Origin of the sequence: Kocuria sp. CPCC 205235 (genome assembly GCF_040980905.1) — a bacterium.
Taxonomy (GTDB): Bacteria; Actinomycetota; Actinomycetes; order Actinomycetales; family Micrococcaceae; genus Kocuria; species Kocuria carniphila.
The window spans coordinates 111,360-132,164 of record NZ_JAVKPR010000002.1 but is presented as its reverse complement, the minus strand read 5'-3'; the positions used below and the strand labels follow the sequence as shown (position 1 = coordinate 132,164).

Annotated in this window: 15 protein-coding genes; 4 read left to right on the top strand and 11 right to left on the bottom strand. The window is 65.7% G+C overall.

Features of this window, described 5'->3' with window-relative positions; all coding sequences use genetic code 11:
- Positions 1–69 precede the first annotated feature (69 nt).
- From RF638_RS02090 to RF638_RS02080, 3 genes are all read right to left on the bottom strand, one after another.
- Entirely contained in the window at positions 70–543 is a 474-nt protein-coding gene (locus tag RF638_RS02090; RefSeq protein WP_303381815.1) for a peroxiredoxin, read from the bottom strand.
- 41 nt (positions 544–584) lie between these two features.
- On the bottom strand, positions 585–764 hold the full coding sequence (locus tag RF638_RS02085; protein ID WP_095797624.1) for a hypothetical protein: 180 nt from the start codon (positions 762–764) through the stop codon (positions 585–587).
- Positions 765–1,257: 493 nt separating this feature from the next.
- Positions 1,258–2,208, bottom strand: coding sequence for a D-2-hydroxyacid dehydrogenase (locus RF638_RS02080; RefSeq protein WP_368841416.1), 951 nt, complete (start codon positions 2,206–2,208; stop codon positions 1,258–1,260).
- A gap of 225 nt (positions 2,209–2,433) precedes the next feature.
- Here RF638_RS02080 and RF638_RS02075 point away from each other — a divergent pair, with 225 nt between their 5' ends.
- Genes RF638_RS02075 through RF638_RS02065 form a run of 3 tightly spaced genes read left to right on the top strand, consistent with a single transcriptional unit; the run spans position 2,434 to position 8,378 of the window.
- Positions 2,434–3,711, top strand: coding sequence for an aspartate aminotransferase family protein (locus tag RF638_RS02075; protein WP_368841317.1), 1,278 nt, complete (start codon positions 2,434–2,436; stop codon positions 3,709–3,711).
- 8 nt (positions 3,712–3,719) lie between these two features.
- Positions 3,720–6,854 (top strand): FAD-binding and (Fe-S)-binding domain-containing protein, encoded by a 3,135-nt coding sequence (locus RF638_RS02070; protein WP_368841316.1) that lies wholly within the window; start codon positions 3,720–3,722, stop codon positions 6,852–6,854.
- Positions 6,855–6,887: 33 nt separating this feature from the next.
- Positions 6,888–8,378, top strand: a complete 1,491-nt coding sequence (locus RF638_RS02065) for an NAD-dependent succinate-semialdehyde dehydrogenase (protein ID WP_368841315.1) — start codon at positions 6,888–6,890, stop codon at positions 8,376–8,378.
- 116 nt (positions 8,379–8,494) lie between these two features.
- Here the strand turns inward: RF638_RS02065 and RF638_RS02060 are convergent, their stop codons facing one another.
- Entirely contained in the window at positions 8,495–9,157 is a 663-nt protein-coding gene (locus RF638_RS02060; protein ID WP_368841314.1) for a GntR family transcriptional regulator, read from the bottom strand.
- Between the two features lie 171 nt (positions 9,158–9,328).
- Here RF638_RS02060 and RF638_RS02055 point away from each other — a divergent pair, with 171 nt between their 5' ends.
- Entirely contained in the window at positions 9,329–10,720 is a 1,392-nt protein-coding gene (locus tag RF638_RS02055; protein WP_031272991.1) for an MFS transporter, read from the top strand.
- A 17-nt stretch (positions 10,721–10,737) separates the two neighbouring features.
- Here the strand turns inward: RF638_RS02055 and RF638_RS02050 are convergent, their stop codons facing one another.
- From RF638_RS02050 to gcl, 7 genes are all read right to left on the bottom strand, one after another.
- The gene (locus tag RF638_RS02050) at positions 10,738–11,952 is read right to left on the bottom strand and encodes a M20 family metallopeptidase (protein ID WP_368841313.1); all 1,215 of its coding nucleotides are present in this window, start codon (positions 11,950–11,952) and stop codon (positions 10,738–10,740) included.
- 127 nt (positions 11,953–12,079) lie between these two features.
- Entirely contained in the window at positions 12,080–13,366 is a 1,287-nt protein-coding gene (locus tag RF638_RS02045; RefSeq protein WP_368841312.1) for a PLP-dependent aminotransferase family protein, read from the bottom strand.
- A 4-nt stretch (positions 13,367–13,370) separates the two neighbouring features.
- Entirely contained in the window at positions 13,371–14,636 is a 1,266-nt protein-coding gene (locus tag RF638_RS02040; protein ID WP_368841311.1) for a M24 family metallopeptidase, read from the bottom strand.
- 385 nt (positions 14,637–15,021) lie between these two features.
- The gene (locus tag RF638_RS02035; protein WP_368841310.1) at positions 15,022–15,825 is read right to left on the bottom strand and encodes a metal-dependent transcriptional regulator; all 804 of its coding nucleotides are present in this window, start codon (positions 15,823–15,825) and stop codon (positions 15,022–15,024) included.
- A 159-nt stretch (positions 15,826–15,984) separates the two neighbouring features.
- Positions 15,985–17,337 (bottom strand): allantoinase AllB, encoded by a 1,353-nt coding sequence (gene allB, locus RF638_RS02030; RefSeq protein WP_344223728.1) that lies wholly within the window; start codon positions 17,335–17,337, stop codon positions 15,985–15,987.
- A gap of 429 nt (positions 17,338–17,766) precedes the next feature.
- The gene (locus tag RF638_RS02025) at positions 17,767–18,921 is read right to left on the bottom strand and encodes a glycerate kinase (protein WP_344223683.1); all 1,155 of its coding nucleotides are present in this window, start codon (positions 18,919–18,921) and stop codon (positions 17,767–17,769) included.
- Positions 18,922–19,016: 95 nt separating this feature from the next.
- Positions 19,017–20,792, bottom strand: coding sequence for a glyoxylate carboligase (gene gcl / locus RF638_RS02020; RefSeq protein ID WP_368841309.1), 1,776 nt, complete (start codon positions 20,790–20,792; stop codon positions 19,017–19,019).
- Positions 20,793–20,805 lie beyond the last annotated feature (13 nt).

Below are 20,805 nucleotides of genomic sequence, written 5' to 3'. Positions count from 1 at the left end.
CCGAAGGCGGCTGCCGCTATTTCCGTCCGTCCAGGAGGCCACTGTCCGGGCGGAGATTAGTGACGGTTCTCAGGAACCGTTGGATAATTCGGACACGAGACGACCCACGTGTCCCTTCGCATCGACGCGGTATTCGGCGTTCGCGAGCGTGCCGTCTGCGTTCACGACGAACGTGGAACGCAGGGGGCCCTCGGAGGTTTCACCGTTGATGGTGCGTTCACCCCAGGCGCCCCATTCCTTGGCGGCTGCGTGATCGGGATCGGAAAGAAGCGTGTAGGGGAGGTGGTACTCCTCCACGAAACGGTTGAGTTCTTCCGGGCTGTCCCCGGAGACTCCGTACACGTCGTAACCCAGGCCCTTGATGGCGGCCAGGTTGTCGCGGAAGTCGCATGCCTCGGTGGTGCACCCCGGCGTGAACGCCTTGGGGTAGAAGTACACCACTGCGCTGCGCTCGTTCTGTTCACCGAGATTCACGGTGTTGCCGTCGTGTGCGGTGAGGTTGAGGGCGGGGGCGGTGTCGCCCGTAGCGAGTTCGCGGGACATGGTTGCTCCTAGGTGTTTGGTGGTTCCGGCGGGATCCGCGATCAGCGGGTCAGGATCCGGGACAGTGCTGCTCCGATGCAAGCAGCAGATACGGCCAGAGTCCACATCTCAGCGGAACGGTTCTCGATCTTGCTGCTACCGGCGGAGAAATCCGGGTCCAGCGTATCGCCGGTGTACTTGAAGTAGGACACGTGGGCTGCAGTGGCAGGTGCGTTCGACATTTCTCATTCCTTTCATCATCCGGAAGCTGATTTCCGTAATATGAAATATACTGTAAGCTGGGTCACAGGTCAAGAGGTTTGCCGAAAAATTTCGTGCTATTGCGCGGGCGCACGGAAACGACCCCGCGGCTGGCTGCCCGAAGGACGGCATTGCCGCCGTGACCGGGAGGTATGTACGTGTCAGGTGGTGAGATGACCGCGTTCGGCAGCGGTGTCTGAGGGGTCAATGCGTGAGGGTGCGGGCGGTGTGGCGTGAGGTTTCTGCACGAGCGGAGCCTCATGTGAGGGAAAAGCAGCCGCGAAGTGTCAGGGGAGGAAAACGCACATAGCGTGCACCTTTTGTGCATGTTCATCACATGAGACTGCGGGGCTGCAGCTTCCTCCCATCAGGCTGCCGGGAGGGCGCGTGGTGGTGTGATCGGGGCCCACATCTGCATTGCCGTGACTATGAACAGACCTGATGACGCGCCGATCTGATGATGTATTGATCTGACTAGTGGCCGCGCACGTAGCCCAGGTGCTTGTCGACCACGTTCGCCAAGGTCTCCCCGCGTAACCAGCGGCCCAGATTGTCCTCGAACTGCTCCGCCAGGGTGGTGCGCCAGCCGATCACGTCGCCGCTCATGTGCGCGGAGATGTGCACGGTGGGCATGGCCCAGAACGGATGGCCCCGGGGGAGTGGCTCGTGCTCGAAGACATCCAACGACGCCGCCGCGATCCGTTCTTCTCGCAACGCGTCAATCAGCGCCGGTTCGTCCACGAGCGCCCCGCGGCCCACGTTGATCACGTGCGCTGACGATTTCATGCGCTGGAGGACTTCACTGTTCAGCAGGCCCCGCGTCGCGTCGGTCAGGGGCGCGATCAGCACCAGATGGTCGACCTCGCCCACGTGCTCCGCGAGTTCCGAGCTGGCGATCACCGTGCCGAAGTCCTCGTCGCGTTCGCGGGCTGTGCGTCCGGCGCCCGAGACCTTCAGTCCTGCCGCGCGCAACAATCGGGCGGTAGCTCGCCCGATACCTCCGGTGCCGACCACCAGTGCGCGCTGACCGGCGGTTTGTTGGAGCTCTCGGTGCTGCCACTGCGACTCGCGTTGCAGCTCCTTGCTGCGGTGCAGTTGCTTGTCGTGAGCCAGAATCGAGGCGAGCACGAATTCAGCAATGGGCACGTCGAAGGCGCCGTGGGCGTTGGTCACCGTGACATCCGAGTTCCGCAGTTCGTCGAACAACAGCGAGTCCACACCCGCCGCCGCCACGTGAATCCACTCAAGGTCGGTCGCGGACTGCCAGGCATCCCGCAAGGCTGTGGAGAAGAAATCCCAGAGAAGTAGTGCCTGTGCGCCGGGTAAGGCTTCCGAGAGTTGCTCGGCGTCCGCGTAGATCACCTCGGCGAGCTCCTCGATCTCCCGCGCATTGGGCAGGTCGGGTGCGCCGGGGGAGGTGAGCACCACGAGTTTGGGGCTACGACGTCGCTCGGTCCCTGCGGCGTCGTTGCTTGCCTGGGGTGCCCGGCTCGTATCGCCGGCGCCCTGGGCCGCGAAATCTGGCGCTCCGGCCCTGACTAATGTGTTGTCCGGGCGGTTTTCGGGTGTTTTTTTCGGCTCCACACTTGCACCCTAGAGCAATCCTCTGATTGTTGACAATCATTCGATTACGCCGGGACAATGTGACCCATGACATCTCTGAGTCCTCTCCTGAAGCAGGCAACTCCCGTTGTGGTCGATCACGCCCTGGGAAGTTGGATCTATGGCACGGACGGCCGGGAGTACCTGGACTTCACCACGGGCATCGGGGTGACGAGCACCGGTCACTGCCACCCCAAGGTGGTGGAAGCGGCCCGGGAGCAAGTGGGCAAGGTGATCCACGCGCAATACACCACCGTGCTGCACAAGCCGCTGTTGGCGTTCACGGAGAAACTGGGTGAGGTGCTGCCCGCGGGATTGGACTCTCTGTTCTTCGCCAACTCCGGCTCGGAGGCTGTGGAAGCCGCGGTGCGCTTGGCTCGCATGGCCACGGGCCGCCCCAACATCGTGGTGTTCCAGGGTGGGTTCCACGGTCGCACGGTGGCGGCGGCGTCCCTGACGACCGCCGGAACCAAGTTCTCGGCCGGATTCTCGCCGCTCATGTCGGGCGTGCACATGTCCGCGTTCCCCTACGCCTACCGCTACGGCTGGGATCAGGAGACCGCCGTGGACTTCGCGTTGCAGGAGCTCGACTACCTGCTGACCACGCGCACCGCACCCAATGACACCGCGGCGTTCCTGATCGAACCGGCCCTGGGGGACGGCGGCTACATCCCCACGCCCCCGCGCTTCCTCGAGGGACTGCGCGAACGAGCCGACCGCCACGGCATCCTCCTGATCTTCGACGAGGTGCAGGCCGGCGTGGGGCGCACCGGAAAGTACTGGGGACACCAACACTCCACCGCGCTGCCGGATATTCAGGTCATGGCCAAGGGCATTGCCTCGGGTTTCCCGATCTCCGCCATCGCAGCCTCGACCGAGCTCATGTCCAAGGGCTGGCCCGGTTCGCAGGGCGGCACCTACGGAGGCAACGCGGTCTCCGCGGCGGCGGGTGTGGCGACACTCCAGGTTGTGGAGGACGAGGGTCTGGTGGAGAACTCCAGGGTCCGCGGCGACCAGCTCCACGCCGGGCTTCTGGATATCCAGTCCCGCTATCCGGTGATCGGCAACGTGCGTGGAGTGGGCTTGATGCAGGGCATCGAGTTCACCGCCCCGGACGGCTCACCGGATGCCGCCACCGCAGCTGCGGTGCAGCAGGCCACAACCGACCAGGACCTCCTCACGCTCACCTGTGGGCCCGCGGGCAACGTGGTTCGGTTGATCCCCGCGCTCGTGGTCACCGAACGCGAGATCGAGCAGGGCCTCGAACGGTTCGACGCCGCTCTGGCCGCCGTCACGGCGTCTGCTGGCTCGGCTGCCGGGAACTGAGGGCGCCCATGACGCCCGCAGCAATTCCGGTGGTCACCCGACTTCGCGAAGTGGGAATTGAGGTCGACCCCTCCGAGCGCCGCACCTCCGAGTACGCCTACGATGCCTCCAACTACCGTGTGCGACCCCTCGCCGTCGTCTTTCCGCGCGCCGTGGATGACGTGGTCGCTACCGTGCGCGCCTGCGCGGCAACTCGCACCCCCGTTGTCAGCCGGGGCGGCGGAACGTCCATGGCGGGCAATGCGGTGGGGCGCGGCGTCGTCGTCGATTTTTCCCGCCACATGGACCGGATCCTGGAGGTGGACCGGGAGGCCGGAACCGTCGCGGTGGAACCCGGTGTGGTGCTGGCGAATCTGACCCGCGAGGTCGAGGCCGCGACGGGCGGCAAGCTGACCTTCGCCCCGGATCCGTCCTCCAAGAATCGCGCTACCGTGGGCGGCGCGATCGGCAACGACGCGTGTGGCAACCACTCCGTGCGGTACGGACGGACCAGCGATCACACGATCGAGATCGACGTAGTGACTTCGGACGGGGCACGGCTGACGGCCACCGCGAGCGAGCTGCGCGCCACGGACCCGACCGACAGGGCATCGGTGATGCGTGCGGAGGAATTGAGCCGTGAACTGCGCGCGCTTGCCCACAAGCACTTGGCCGCCTTCCGGCTGGAGCTCGGCCAGATTCCGCGCCAGGTCTCGGGATACCACCTGCAGAATCTGCTCCCCGAGAAGGGTTTCAATGTGGCCCGCGCGCTCGTGGGCTCGGAAGGGACGTGCGCGCTGGTCGTGGGCGCTCGCATGCGATTGGTGGCCAAACCCGCCAGCGCCCTGCTGGTGTGCCTGGGCTACGACACGGTGGTAGACGCCGCTCGCGACGTGACCACGATCCTCGAGTTCTCGCCCGCGGCCGTCGAGGGGACCGACAAGGCCATCGTCGAAACCATGCGCTGGCGGCGCGGGCCGGACTCCGTCAGGGCGCTGCCGGAGGGCAACGCCTGGTTGTTCGTGGATCTGGACGGCGACACGGAGGAAGCCGTCAAGGCGCAGGCGGATGAGTTGTTGGAGCGGCTGAGCGAGAATGGCCGCCTGGTGGAGGGCATCGCGGTTCCCGACCCCGAGGAGCGTGCCAACCTGTGGCGGGTCCGCGAGGACGGCGCGGGACTCTCGTCCCGACTCGCCACGGGCGGTGAATCCTGGCCGGGCTGGGAGGACTCCGCCGTGGCCCCGGAGAAACTCGCCGACTACCTTGCTGACCTGCGCGTTCTCATGGGCGACTACGACCTGGACGGCGTGATGTACGGGCACTTCGGTGCGGGGTGCATGCACATTCGCATCACGTTCGACCTGCGCACCGAAGCCGGGCGCGAGGTATACCGGAAGTTCACCCGGGATGCCGCCCACCTGGTGGTTCGCCACGGCGGCTCTTTGTCCGGGGAACACGGCGACGGCCGCGCCCGCTCCGCGTTGTTGCCCATCATGTATTCGCCCGAGGTACTCGAGGCCTTTGCTGCGTTCCGGCGCGCGTGGGACCCCACGGGGCTGCTGAACCCAGGATCGATCGTGGATCCGGAACCCATCGACGCGCACCTGGCCCTCCAAGGTGTGCCGGACCGGGAATGGCACACCAGCTTCGATCTGCAACCCGCGGGCGCGGCGGAAACCGCCCGCGAGTCCGGGCACGCTGCCCAACCCGATCCCTGGGTGCACGCGGTCCAAGGTTGCATTGGTGTGGGGCGGTGCCGCGCGGACAGCGGCGGCGTGATGTGCCCGAGCTTCCGCGCGACCCATGACGAGAAAGACTCGACGCGCGGGCGGGCCAGAGTCCTCCAGGACATGGTGCGCGGAGCCGCCACCGTGTCCGAAGGGTGGAAGTCCGACGACGTGCGCGAGACCCTCGAGCTGTGCCTCTCCTGCAAGGCCTGCGCCACGGACTGCCCCGCGGGCGTGGACATGGCCACCTACAAGTCCGAATTCTTCGACCATTACTACGCGGGCCGGATCCGTCCGCGCTCGCACTACTCCCTGGGGTGGCTGCCGCGCTGGCTCAAGATCGCGGGCAGGATCGCACCGCTCGTCAATGCCGTCCTGACCACGCCGCTGGGCAAGGCTGCCGCGTGGCTCGGGGGTCTCACCACGCGCCGCGCGCTGCCGAAGTTCGCGCGTGCTGGGCAGTGGCGCACCGAGGTCGACGATGCCGCTCGCACCGGGCGGTCGCGCCGCGAGACCAACGACGCCGCTCGCACCCTTCCACGCGACGGTTCCGGAGGCCTGTCGGATTCCACGTCCGACGGTGGGACGTCCGGCACCACCTCTCCCAGCAGTGCCACATCGAGTAGTTCCTCGACCGGCGGCGACCCTTCCCGTGGCGCCGTGCTGTTCGTGGACACCTTCACCCGTGGATTCCGACCAGAGGTGGTGGGTGCGGCCGCCCGGGTTCTGGCGGGCGCGGGGGAGTCGGTGGAGTGCTCGGCGGACGTGTGCTGCGGGCTCACGTGGATCTCCACGGGACAGTTGGGCATCGCCAAGAAGATGTTGAATCGCGCGGCGTCGGTATTGGATGACGGAACTGACCACCCCATCGTGGTCATCGAACCCAGTTGCGCGGCGGCCCTGCGTAAGGACCTGCCGGAACTCGTGCACACCGAGCAAGCGCAGCGGGTGTCGCGCAGGGTCACGAGTTTCGCGGCGCACATTACTTCTCTGGCGGGTCAGGACAGGCTGGCAGAGCCGGCGCGGCCGCTGCCGCAGCGCGCCGTCGTGCAGACCCATTGCCACGAGTACTCGGTGTTCGGCCCCGCGACCCAACGCAAGGCGCTGGCAGCCGCGGGAGTGGCTGAGGTAAGCGAGGCGAACGGGTGCTGCGGGGTGGCCGGCAACTTCGGTTTCGAGGCCGAACACTACGAGGTCAGCATGAAGGTCGCGGAAACGTCTCTGGCCCCGGCCCTGCGCGCGGCGGCACCGGACACCGCGGTGCTCACGGACGGGTTTTCGTGCGCGATGCAGGTGAACCAGCTGGATCCCAGCGCGCGCGGCACTCACATCGCCGAAATCCTGGACCCCGGGTCCTTCAGCCGAGCCGCAGCGGACGGTGAGCCTCGGTATACGAGCTCCGGGGCAACTGAATCACAACCACCGGGCTCGCCCTGACATGACTGGCCATCTTCGAACGAAGGAACTCCCATGAGCACACACACCACCGAACACCGCACCTCGCAGGCGGCCCTGGACGCGGTAGCCACGGTCAACACGGGCACGTTCATCAACGGCCAGTGGGGTGAGGCCGCCTCCGGGGCTCGCTTTGACGTGCTCAATCCGGCAACCGAAGAAGTCATCGCCACCGTGGCTGACGGCGGACCTGAGGACGCCCAGCGCGCCATTGAAACCGCAGGACGGGTCCAGAAGGAATGGGCCGCTACGCCGCCACGGGAACGCAGCGAGATCCTGCGCCGCGCCTACGACCTGATCATGGAACGCCAGGACGAGCTGGCTCTCATCATGACCACGGAAATGGGTAAGCCGCTGCCCGAGGCCAAGGGAGAAGTGGCCTACGCCGCCGAGTTCTTCCGCTGGTTCTCCGAAGAAGCCGTGCGCATCGGCGGGGACCAGACCATGACCGGGGACGGCAAGAATCGCATCATGGTGTCCAAACAACCCGTGGGTCCGTGCGTGCTGGTCACGCCGTGGAACTTCCCGCTGGCCATGGGTACGCGCAAGATCGGGCCGGCCATCGCCGCCGGCTGCACCATGGTGTTCAAACCCGCGAACCTTACGCCGCTGTCCTCTCTGGCGCTGGTCGACATTCTGGTCGAGGCGGGGCTTCCGGCCGGTGTGCTCAACGTGGTGTGCACCAAGAAGGCCTCCTCGGTGGTGAGCCCGTGGATGGCCAGCGGCATTGCCCGGAAGGTCAGTTTCACGGGTTCCACAGATGTGGGCGTCCGCCTGCTGGAACAAGCAGCGCAGCACGTGATGCGCTCCTCCATGGAACTAGGCGGTAACGCGCCGTTCATCGTCTTCGAGGACGCTGACCTGGATCGCGCGGTCGACGGCGCAGTGGCCGCCAAGATGCGGAACATGGGTGAGGCCTGCACCGCGGCCAACCGCTTGTTCGTCCACAGTTCGGTCATGGACGAGTTCTCCAGAAAGCTCGCGGAGCGACTGGGCAGGTTGTCGGTGGGCGACGGCGCTCAGGACGGCACCGACGTGGGGCCCCTGGCCGAAGCCAAGGCGCTCGACAAGGTTCAAGAACTCGTGGACGACGCCGTGGCCAAGGGAGCCACCGTGGAATGTGGTGGCTCCCGCCCGGATCGCCCCGGGTTCTTCTACAGCCCCACCGTGCTCTCCGGCGTGGACCCGGGATCGCAGTTGATGACCGAGGAGATCTTCGGCCCCGTGGCGCCCATGATCCCCTTCGACTCAGAGGATGAAGTGGTTGAGATGGCCAACGACACCCCGTGGGGACTCGTGGGTTACCTGTTCACACAGGACGTGGACCGCAGCTTCCGCGTGAGCGACGCTCTGGAGGTCGGTATGGTCGGGCTCAACACGGGCATCGTTTCCAACCCCGCCGCGCCGTTCGGCGGTGTGAAGGCTTCCGGGCTCGGCCGCGAAGGTGGCCGTGTAGGTATCGAAGAGTTCCTGGAGTACAAGTACGTGGCTGCGCCGCGCACCTGAGGCTGGTGCTCTGCGGTTCCGGGGCGCTGGGCCCCGAAACCGCGGGGCAGCGTCGGGTCATGCGTGGATTATGGGGTGTAGCTCCTGTGCATGGTGAGCGCCTCGAGGCTTGCGAGCTAGGCATCCTCGGTGGTCAGGCGCATCACGGCGTCGCGCATGTGATCGAGCAGCAACAGGTCCACTCGGGCCTCGTCCGCCGCGCGGATGGCTTCGGTGATCTCTCGGTGCTCGTCCAGGCGGAAACTGTGGGACACGTACCGGGTTTCGAGCGCGGTCATGCACATGCGCGTTTCCACCATGAGGGTGTCGTGCATGCGAATCAGACGGGGACTTTCGGACAGCTCCACGAGCAGTTCGTGGAACGCGACGTCCGCCTCGGTCAACGCGGCAGTGTCTCCGCGTTCGATGGCCGCGGACATCTCGTCGACCTTTTCCAGCAGTCGATTCGCACCGGCCTCGGGGTCGCCCGCGATGACCCGCGCGGCGGCCGCGCGCTCCACGGCGTTCCGAGCGAGATAGAGGTCGCGAACGTCGTCGTCGGTGACCTCGATGACGAACACGCCGCGGTTACGCACGCTGAGCAGGAGACCTTCTTGTGTGAGGCGCTGCATGGCTTCGCGCAGTGGGCCGCGGCTCACGCCCAGGGAGCGGCTCAATTCCATTTCATTGAGCTGCTGGCCGGGTGCCAGTTCGCCGTCACCGATGGCTCGTCGCAGTTGCCGGGCGATCAGTGACGGTGTGGTTTCTTGCACCACGGGTCGTAGCAGATTGCCGGGCATGGCGGCCTCCGGTCCGGGGCAAACACAAGGGTTTGCAGGTCAACGTCTTACGTACCGATAAGCCTAGGGGTAGGATTGTCGACAATCAAACGGTTTGGGCGTCTTTTGCGTCACGGCCGTAGAGCGCCGGTGCGCCATCAGGTGCCCGCTGAATTCACCATGGAGGGTTCCATGAATTCGCAACACCAGGCTGATCCGCCGCACGATCCACGCGGCGCCAATACTCCAGACGGAGCCGCCCACCACCCGGAACCGGACGCCCAGACGGTTCGCCGTGCGGTGGCTGCCTCTGCGATCGGTAACGCCACCGAGTGGTTCGACTACGGCGTGTATGCAGTGTCGGTCGTCTACATCACCCAGAACTTCTTCCCGGGTGAAGCCGGCACCCTGCTGGCGCTGAGTACGTTCGCCCTGTCCTTCCTGGTCCGCCCCCTGGGTGGTTTGTTCTGGGGCCCGCTCGGTGACCGGTTGGGCCGCAAGAAGATCCTGGCGCTGACCATCATCCTGATGGCCGGTGCCACGTTCTGTATCGGCATCCTGCCCACTCACGCGACCATCGGCCTGGCGGCCCCCATCCTGTTGGTGCTGCTGCGTGTGATCCAGGGCTTCTCGACCGGCGGTGAGTACGGCGGTGCGGCCACGTTCATGGCCGAGTACGCCCCGGACAAGAAGCGAGGCTTTCTGGGCAGCTTCCTGGAGTTCGGCACCCTGGGTGGCTTCGCCCTTGGTTCGCTGATCGTGCTGATGGGCGAGGTCATCCTCGGCAACGAGGCCATGATGGAGTGGGGCTGGCGCATTCCGTTCCTGCTGGCTGGACCCATGGGTCTGATCGGTCTGTACCTGCGGTCCAAGCTGGCCGACTCGCCCGTGTTCCTGGAACTGGAAGAGGCCGGTCACTCGGAGGAATCCGCGGGCATGGCCCTCAAGGAACTCATCACCACCTACTGGCAGCCCATGCTGATCATGGCCGGACTGGTCGTGTCCGTGAACGTGGTCAACTACACCCTGCTCAGCTACATGCCCACCTACCTGGAGGGGCAGACGGAGATGTCCGCACAGACGGTGCTGACCATCATGTTCATCGCGCAGTTCGCCATGATGCTCGTGATTCCGTTCGCCGGAACGCTGTCCGACAAGTTCGGCCGTAAACCCATGTGGTACTTCTCGCTCATCGGCCTGATCGTGATGTCGATCCCCATGTATATGCTCATGGCCAACGGCTTCTGGTGGGCGCTGCTGGGCTTCGCGGTGCTGGGTCTGCTCTACATCCCGCAGCTGGCCTGCATCTCGGCCACCTTCCCGGCGATGTTCCCCACGCAGGTCCGCTACGCCGGCTTCGCGATCACCTACAACGTGTCCACCGCGATCTTCGGCGGCACCGCACCGCTGGTCAACGAGGCACTGATCGAGTCCACCGGCAACCCGCTGATCCCCGCGTTCTACATGATGGGTGCGTGTGTCATCGGTTTGATCGCCGCCAAGTTCATGAAGGAGACCGTGGGCGCGTCACTGCGCGGTACGGAGATCCCGGAGACGGGCAAGATGCCCGTGGTCAACAGGTAAGCGCTCTCGCGGAGACATCAGCGCGACAGCAATCGCAACGCGGCCAGGGTGTATGCCCTGGCCGCTTGCGTTAACTCGCGAACGCTCACGGACTCATCCACCTGGTGGGCCTGGTCGTTGAGTCCGCCCGGGCCCATGACCACCGTGGGTACTCCGTGGTCGCGGGCGATGAATCCGCCGTCGCACGCGGCCGTCCAGCCGCCGATCGACGCCGCTCCGCCCACGTCCGCGACCGCTCCGTGCACGGTGCTGACCAGCACATGATCGCGGTCGGTGCGGAAGCCCGGCATGGACATGGTGATCTCGATGTCCATGGAAATCCCGTCGCCGGTGATTCCGGCCTGGTCCACGGCGGTGCGGAGTTGGGAGACGATCTGCTCCGGGTCCTCGCCCGGCATGAGCCGTCGGTCCAGCCACACGTGGCACGACGGCGCCACCATGGACGTAGCTCGGCCACCCTCGATCTTGCCCACGTTCCACGTGGGGGATCCCAGTAATGGATCCAGCTCGCGGATGTGTTTCTCGTGGTCCTGCTTGATCAGCGTGAGGAGAGCCGCGGCGGCGTCGATCGCGTTGCGTCCATCGGCGGGACGCCCCGAATGGGCGGGGACGCCGGTGATCTCGACCTTGAGGTAGGAATCCCCACGGCACGCAATCACGGTCTGCAGATCGGTCGGTTCGGCCACGATGCAGCCGCGGAATTCACGGCCCAGCCCGCGCGCGGTGAGGTGACGGATTCCGAGGCCCAGATCCTCCTCATCCACGGTGGACGACAACCGCACCGGCCCGGAGAGCTCCGCACCCGAACGGCGCAGCGCGTCCATCGCGACGAGTACCGCAGCCAATCCACCCTTCATGTCCGTGGCGCCGCGGCCGTACAGCCGATCGCCCTCGACCTCCGCGTTGTAGGGCTGCCGAGTCCACCCGGGTCCGGCGGGCACCACATCGGAGTGGCCCAGGAACAACAACCCTGGCCCATCTGCTACGGGGCCGCCCACGGGCAGGTCCACGTCCACATTGGGTCGCCCAGGGGCGACGACGTCGCTGCGGGCCAGTAACCCTCGCTCCTCGGCTGCGCGCTCCAAGGCTTGGGCGGTCGGTTCCTCACTGCCCCCGGGATTCTCACCGGCGGTGTTCACCAGGGTGCACGTGAGCGCGATCAGCTCATCGGGGTCGATGAGATCGAGCACGGCCCGTTCCTGCGGGGTGCACTGAACATCGTCACTGGTCATGAGGATCTCCGTTCATATGTGGTGCCTATCCGGGGCCGCGTCGATTCGTAGTCTCGTGGATCCCTGATTCTGTGCGCGCTCGGCTCCGGTCACGGCGGCGGTTTGCCTGTGAGCGGTCGGGGCAGGTTTACCCGTCGACCTCCTGGCGGGCGATGTCGAGGGCTCGAGCGAGTCGTTGCAAGCCTTCTTCCGTGCGTTCCGGGGTGCTCGAGGCGAAGCACAAGCGGAACGCGTCCTCGAACTGTCCCGAAGGCGAGAGCGCGGGACCGGGGATGAACGCAACGCCCTCGGCCAGCGCAATCTCGAACAAGCGCGAGGAAGACACCCGAGCGTCGTCGCCCTGGAGAGTGACCCACAGGAAGAAGCCGCCGTCGGGATCGGTGGTGCGCACGCGATCGCCCAGGTGCCTGGCGATGGATGCGTCCATGGCTTCCTTGCGCCGCTTGTACTCGGTGCGCAGCCCGGCCAGGTGCTCGCCGTAGCCGCCGCGCGCGATGTAGGCGTTGATGATGTGCTGGGCCGGGACATTGGCGCACGTGTCCATGGCCTGCTTGCCGGCGATCAGCAAATTGCGCAGGCGGGGATCCGCGTTGATCCAGCCCACGCGCAGGCCCGGGGCCAGGATCTTGGAGAAGGTCCGCACCGAGAAGACCAAGGGGTCATCCGGGTTGATCTCTCGGAAGCCGGGCACCGGGTCTCCTGAAAAGCGAAGGGCTCCGTACGGATCGTCGTCGAGAATCATGGCGCCCCATCGGTGCGCGAGGTCGAGCAAGCGGCGTCGCCGGTCCTCGCTCAGAGTGGTGCCGGACGGGTTCTGGAAGTTGGGAATCGTGTAGATCATGCGGGGCGTGCGGCCGGTCTCCGCGACCAGGGTCTCGAGCGCGTCGATGTCCATGCCGTTGTCGTCCACGGGGACTTCCAGGACGTCCGCGCCGTAGCTCAGAGCGGTGCCGGAGCCGTTGGTGTAGGTGGGGCTCTCCACGACCACCAGGTCACCGGGATCCGTGAACAGTTTGAACGCCAGGTCCAGTCCCTGCATGCCACCGGAGGTGATCACGATGCGCTCGGGGTCGGTGGACCCACTCGAGAACTGCTCGGTGACCGTGGTGATCAGATCCGGTTCTCCCTCGGTGGCACCGTAGGTGAAGCTCGCGTCCGTGAGTACCTCGCCAGCGATCTGCCGGAACTCTTCTGTGGGAATCACTTCCGCGGCGGGCGCGCCCATCGCAAAGCGCACGATGTCGTGGGTCTGTGCCGCGAGCAAGGACGTGGAGGAATCAATCACAGACCCCACGAGTCCGTCGGCGCGGGAGGCCAGGGGGAACAAGCCCTCGTCGGCCGGGCCGGAGATACCCGCGGTGGGGTTGGGGTCCAAGGAACGGACGGTGGTGATGTGTGGCGTGGCGCTGGTCATGAGCTCACTTCCTGATGATCTGGCGGGGGAAGGATGTGAACGTTTCCACCCCCGTGCTGGTCACTCGGATGGTCTCCGAAACTTCGTAGCCGTACCCCGTCATCCACATGCCGCAGATGAGGTGGAAGGTCATGTTTTCCGCGAGGACGGTCTCGTCCTCGGAGCGAATGCTGATGGTCCGTTCGCCCCAGTCGGGCGGGTAACCGATGCCCACGGAGTAGCCCAGACGACTGTGTTTCTCGAGCCCGTAGGCGGCCAGTTTCCAGTTCCAGGCACTGGCCAGTTCGCGGACGGGCACCCCCGGGGCGATCGCGTCCAAGACGGCCTGCAAACCTGCGGCCACTGCTTCTTCCAGCCGGAGCATCTCCGCACTGGGTTCGCCCAGGGTCACGGTGCGGGCCAGGGGTACGTGGTAGCGCCGATGGACGCCGCTCAACTCGACCACCACGGCGTCGCCGGATTTCAAGATCCTGTCCGACCACGTCAAGTGAGGTGTGTCTGCGGAGGCGCCGGTGGGCATCATGGGGACGATCGCCGGGAAGTCACCCCAGGCGTCGTCGTCGCCCTCAGCCTGCGCCGCGGCGATTCGGGCGGCCACTTTGTTCTGGGGGACACCGGGTTCGATGGCATCGATCGCCGCTTGCATGGCCGCGGTGGTTACCCTCGCTGCGAGACGCATGTAGTAAATCTCGGCCTCCGACTTCACGGAGCGCACCCAGTTGACCAGTTCGAAGCAGTCGACCAGGAGCCATTCGGGGAGGGCGTTGATCAAGGAGCGATAGCCCTTGGGCGAGAAGAAGTGCGCATCCATTTCCAATCCCACGCACCCGTGGGCGGCCGGGGCGACCTGACCGCGCCGTCGTAGGGCGAAGGCCACCCAGTCGAAGGGGTGCAGGTGCGGGCGCTGAACGTAGCGTTCCGGGTAGCCGATGATTTGATGCGGAGGCAGCCACGAAGTGCGGAAGGCTCCCTGGGCATCCATTTCGCGCAGGAACAGCAGGATGTCTCCCTCGGCGGGGATGAACAGCATCTGCGGAACGTAGAACGACCAGGCGTCGTAGCCGGTCAGGTAGAAGAGATTGGCCGGATCCGTCACGATCAGCGCGGACAACCCCTGCTGAGCCATCTTCTCGCGGACGCATCTCAACCGTTGCTCGTACTCCAGGGCCGTGAAAAGCGGCGAGCGGACATCCGCAGGGTCGGGCACGGCCTCCGTTGCGGGGGCCGGATCGGGGGAGGGATGACCCTCAGACACGTCCCATGTGCTCATGGTTCATGATTGAAGGAAATCCGCTTATTGTCAACAATCAAGCGATCTGTGCGAAAGGCGGGGTGGTCACGCGATCAATAGCGTGCGTGAGACATTGACGCGCAGTTGGGGTGTTGCGGGTCATGGCACATCGGACCGGATGAGGCGGGGCAGGATGGCCGGCCGGGGAGCCTCATGTGAGGGAAAAGCAGGAGCGAAGTCTCAGGGGAGGGAAAGGTAAGAAGTGGGCACGTTTTCCGCATTCTCATCACATGAGACTCCCGTGCTGCAGGTTCCTTACACCAGAGTGGATAGGCCGGGCTATCAGGCTGCGCCACGGATACATGACGGACACCCGGTCGGCTAGACAAGCTTGCTGTCGTGTCGGCCCCTGCCCCTATGTCGGTCAGGACACCAAGATCGACGCCGCCAGCTCGGCGGGTAGTTCTACGGACTCTGAGCGGTCCGAGCAGCGCAGGGTCACGGGGCCGGGGTGAGCCGAGTGGGCATCCGTGTCAGCGGGAGCTGAGCCACTGATGACCACGGTGGCGCCCGGCATCAACCCGGCGTCGTAGAGGGAACGCAGCACGTCCGCATGGGTTTGTACCGACTCCGGGATCAGCTCCAAGGTGTACTGGCGCTCGCCGTTGGGGCGGGATGCCCCGGCACCGGCACCCGGGTCCCCGGGCTGAACCGAATCAGCCCCGGCAGTACCCGACCCGGCAGTATCAGAAGTAGCGCTGGCCTGTGCCACCGCATCCAGTAACGAGACACCTTCCGGGTTCTGCGTGAATGCCCCGTGGATCGGGGTGCCGTAGGGGGATGTCGTGGGGGAGGCCAGCAGCTTCTCGAGCAGGACTTCCACGCGGTCGCTCATCACGTGTTCCCAGCGGCAGGCTTCTTCGTGCACGTAGGGCAGTTCCAGACCGATGACATCAGACAACAAGCGCTCGGCCAGCCGGTGCTTGCGCATCACGGATGTGGCCTGTTCGCGACCCTCCGCGGTCAGGGACACGGTGCGGGTCCGAATGTCTCCCTCGGAGAGCTCCGTGAGCCCCTTGCGACACAGTCGCTGAACGGTTTCGGACACGGTGGGGCCGGTGTGGCCCAGGCGCTCCACAATGCGAGCGCGCAGGGCAGGGATGCCCTCCTCTTCGAGCTCCAGCACGGTGCGCAGGTACATCTCGGTGGTATCGATCAAATCAGTCATGGCGCGCTCCTAACTGCGGAACCGTTCCTTCCCGTGTCCAAACCTGCCGGACGGGTCATACGTGGAAAATATCAATAGTGTGCCCGGGCTTCACAGTATGAACCGTGAAACCCGGGCAAGCCACTAACGAGCGACCAACGGGCCACTAACGCGTGTGAATCACACCTGGCCGCGGTTGAGCAGGCGACCCGAGGGCTTCTTGTAGTCGACTTCCTTGCCGCCCACAAAGGTCTTGCGGACCTTACCGGAGAGCACCTTGCCCTGATACGGGGTGATGGGGTTCTTGTGGTTAAGGGACTTGGCGTCCACCACGAAGCTCTCGTCCTGTGCGAAGACGGCCATATCGGCGTCGTAGCCCAGGGACAGGCGACCCTTGGAGCGCAGGCCAACGCGCTCGGCCGGGCGCGTGGACATCCACTGCAGGACCCTGTCCAGGCCAACACCGCGGCGTCGTGCTTCGGTCCAGATCAGTGACAAGCCCAACTGCAGTGATGAGACGCCGCCCCATGCCACGCCGAAGTCACCGTTGCCCAGGTCCTTCAGGTCCAGGGTCGACGGCGAGTGGTCCGAGACGATGAAGTCAATGGTCCCGTCCAGCAAGCCCTCCCACAGCTTCTCCCGGTTGGAGACCTCGCGCACCGGCGGGCAGCACTTGAACGCGGTGGCACCGTTGGGGATCTCCTCGGAGAGCAGGGTCAGGTAGTGCGGGCAGGTCTCCACGGTGATGTCCAGACCGTCGCGCTTGGCGGAGGCGATCATGGGCAGCGCATCCGAGGAAGACAGGTGCAGGACGTGCGAGCGCGCCTCGGTCCAGCGGGTGCGCTCGATGACCTCGGCGATCGCGATGTTTTCGGCACCGCGCGGACGGGACTTGAGGAAGTGTTCGTACACGTCACCGTTGGGCTGCGGGGCCTTGTCGATGGTGCGCGAGTCCTCAGCGTGCACGATCAGTAGCGAGTCGAAGGTCTTGACCTCGGCCAGCGCCTCTTCCATTTCGTCCGCTTCCAGGTGCGGGAACTCGTCCACGCCGGAGTGGAGCAGGAAGCACTTGAAGCCGAACACGCCGTCGTCGTGGAGGGGGCGCAGGTCCTTCTTGTTGCCGGGGATCGCACCGCCCCAGAATCCGACGTCCACAAAGGCGTTCTGCTGGGCGAACAGTCGCTTGTACTCCAGCGCGGCAACGTTCACGGTGGCGGGAACGGAGTTCAGCGGCATGTCCACGATGGTGGTAACGCCACCGGCTGCCGCTGCGCGGGTTGCTGAGCCGAAGCCCTCCCATTCGGTGCGGCCGGGCTCGTTGACGTGCACGTGGGTGTCCACGAGGCCGGGGATCAGGGTCTCGTCATCTGCCAGCTCCACAACCTTGGCGCCCTCGAGGTTCGCACCGAGTGGTTCGATCGCCACGATCTTGCCGTCCTTGACGCCGATCTCACGCGGGGAGAAATGATCGCCGCACGAAACCTGCTTGCCGCGCACCACCAGGTCGAACTTCCCTGCGTGCTGACCAGTGATGCGAGCCTCGGTGGGCTCGTCAGATTCCTTGAGCTTGTTCTCCGACTTGTACGCGCGGATCAGTTCGCGCACGCGCTCGGCACTGTTGACCTCGTTGGCGAGCTTGATCTGCTCGGCGCGAGCGGACTCGACCTCTTCGCGGCGGTCCTCGGTCACGGCCAGCTGCGAGTTCTCCTGGGCCACGTCCTGCGGGGATTCGTTGACCTCGGGGTTCGACGCCGCCTCGGCCACCTTGGCCTTCACACTGTCCGTTGCGCGTTCCTCGTTGACCTGCGGGTCCGTGGTGCGCTGGTTCTTGTCCTCAGCGGGCTGGTTGTTCTTGGCGTTGCCGGAGTTCTTACCGGAGTCTTTATTGCCCTGTTGAGGGGTTGCGTTCATGACGGGGAGTTCCTTTCGGAGGTGCGTTGGAACGGTGGCGGCGCGGGCCGCTCAGCCGTTCGAGGTCTGGGCTAGTTCTGAAGCTACCGTGTGTCCCACCTCACGGAGTAACCGGGGTGCTTCACGCATGGATGTTTGGGCGTCCGGGGCGAGGTCGGAGAGCGCGTGAGTGGCGCGGAAACCGGTGGCTTCCAGCGTCTCGCGGTCCAGGGTGGTGCGGCCGCACACGGCAATCACGGGTACGCCGTGGGCCTGGCCGACCTTGAGCACGCCCACCGGGGTCTTGCCGCCCAGGGATTGTTCGTCCAGGCTGCCTTCGCCGGTGATCAGCAGGTCCGCGCCGGTCACGGCGTCGTCCAGGTTGACCAGGTCGAGGACGACGTCGATCCCGGGCCTCCGCGTCGCATTCAAGACGGCCAGCGCGGCATAGCCGACGCCACCGGCGGCACCCGCCCCCGGGGCCTCGGCTGCTGAGCGTGCCGAGGCACCCAAGGCCTCGGCGAGGACGTCGCGGAAGGTTCCCAGGGCGGCGTCGAGCTCGGACACGTCCTGCTCGGAAGCGCCCTTCTGGGGACCGAAGACCGCCGCGGCACCGCGCTCGCCGGTGAGCGGATTGTCCACGTCCGCGGCCAGGACGAACTGCGCGGAGGAAATGCCGGGGTGCAGGCCGGAGACGTCCACGGAGGCCAACTGCGCGAGGGCGGCGCCGCCGTCGGGAATCTCGTTGCCCCGGTCGTCCAAGAGACGGGCGCCCAGACCGGCCAGCATGCCTGCCCCGCCGTCCGTGTTGGCGCTACCGCCCACGCCCAGAATGATCTGGGTGCAGCCGGCGTCCAGAGCGGCGGCAATCAACTCGCCGGTGCCGCGGCTGGTGGCTTCGCGAGCGGCAAGGATTGGTTCGCCGTTCTCGTCGTGGGGGAGTGCTGCCAACCCGGAGGGCAGGGACATCTCGACCACAGCGGTGTCGTTGAGGCGAGCCCAGGCTGCGGCCACTGGTTCGCCGATGGGGCCGGTGACCGTGAGGTCGTGGCGCGTGTAACCGGCGGTGACCGCTGCATCCAACGTGCCCTCACCGCCGTCGGCCACGGGCAGGATCGTGACCTGGGCGTCGGGCTGGGCCTCGCGGATCCCGGCGGCGATGTGCTCGGCCGCCTCCTCGGCACTCACCGAGCCTTTGAACTTGTCTGGTGCCACCACAATGCGCACGAGAACCTCCCGAAAATCTAGAGATGAACCGCGGGCCGCACACGGAATCCGTGAGCGGCCCGCGGTGTATCGGACTGAAGTAGAACAGTCCGTGATTAGTCGAGCAGGGCGATGGCGGTGGGTGCGTCCACGCCGCGGGCCGCCAGCTCCTCGAACTCCACCACGTTGTCCAACTCGGTGCCCATGGAGATGTTGGTGACCTTCTCCAGGATGACCTCCACCACCACGGGAACCTGGTGCTCCTGAGCCAACGAGTTGGCCTCGGAGAACGCATCCTGCAGCTTGTCCGGATCGGTCACGCGAACAGCCTTGCAGCCCAGGCCCTCGACCACCTTGATGTGGTCCACACCGTATCCCTGGGTCTCCGGGGAGTTGATGTTGTCGAAGGCCAACGACACGTTCTGTTCCATCTTGAATCCGCGCTGGGACTGACGGATCAGGCCCAGGTAGGAGTTGTTCACGACCACGTGGATGTAGGGCAGGTTGAACTGCGCGCCCACGGCCAATTCCTCGATCATGAACTGGAAGTCGTAGTCACCGGACAGTGCCACCACGGTCTCACCGGGCTTGCCGCGCACCACGCCCAGGGCCGCGGGGCCGGTCCAACCCAGGGGGCCGGCCTGACCCGCGTTGATCCACTTGCGTGGACCGTACACGTGCAGGAACTGACCGCCGGCGATCTGCGACAGACCGATCGTGGACACGAAGGTGACGTCCTGACCGAAGGCCGAGTTCATCTCCTCGTACACACGCTGCGGCTTGATCGGTACCTCGGTGAAGTGCGTCTTGCGCTGCAGCTGACCCTTGCGCTGGATGCATTCCTTGGCCCACACGCCGTAATCGGGGACGGAGAACTTTTCCTTACGCTCCTTGGCCACCTCGAGGAGGACGCTCAGGGCGGCGTCGGCGTCGGACACGATGCCCAGGTCAGGCGAGAACACGCGACCGATCTGGGTGGGCTCGATGTCGATGTGCACGAACGTGCGGCCCTCGGTGTACTTGTCGAGGGAACCGGTGTGGCGGTTGGCCCAGCGGTTGCCGATGCCCAGGACGAAGTCCGAGGCCAGGAACGACTCGTTGCCGTAACGGTGCGAAGTCTGCAGACCCACCATGCCGGCCATCAACGGGTGATCATCCGGAATGGCGCCCCAGCCCATCAGGGTGGGGATCACGGGAACGTCCAGCACCTCGGCCAGCTCGACCAGCTTCTCGGATGCGTTGGCGTTGATCACGCCACCACCGGCCACGATCACCGGGTGCTCCGAAGCGAACAGCATGTCCAGGGCACGCTCTGCCTGGGCACGGGTGGCTGCGGGCTTGGCCACGGGCAGGGGCTCGTAGAGGTCGATGTCGAACTCGATCTCGGCCAACTGCACGTCCAAGGGCAGATCAATCAGCACCGGGCCGGGGCGGCCCGTGCGCATCTCGTGGAACGCTCGGGCAAAGGTGCCCGGAATCTGACCCGGCTCCAGCACGGTCACGGCCATCTTGGTCACCGGCTTGGCGATCGAGGCGATGTCAACGGCCTGGAAATCTTCCTTGTGCAGCTTGGCCACCGGTGCCTGACCGGTGATGCACAGGATCGGCACGGAGTCAGCGATCGCGGCGTAGAGGCCGGTGATCATGTCGGTGCCTGCGGGGCCCGAAGTGCCCACGCAGATGCCGATGTTGCCGGGAGCGGCACGGGTGTAGCCGTCAGCCATGTGCGAGGCACCCTCGACGTGACGGGCCAGCGTGTGGCGGATACCGCCGTCATTACGCATGGCTGAGTAGAACGGGTTGATGGCCGCACCGGGCAAACCGAACGCCTCGGTTGCGCCTTCCTTCTTGAGGATGGCGACAATGGCGTCCACCGTACGCATCTTGGTCATGATGTTCTCCTTG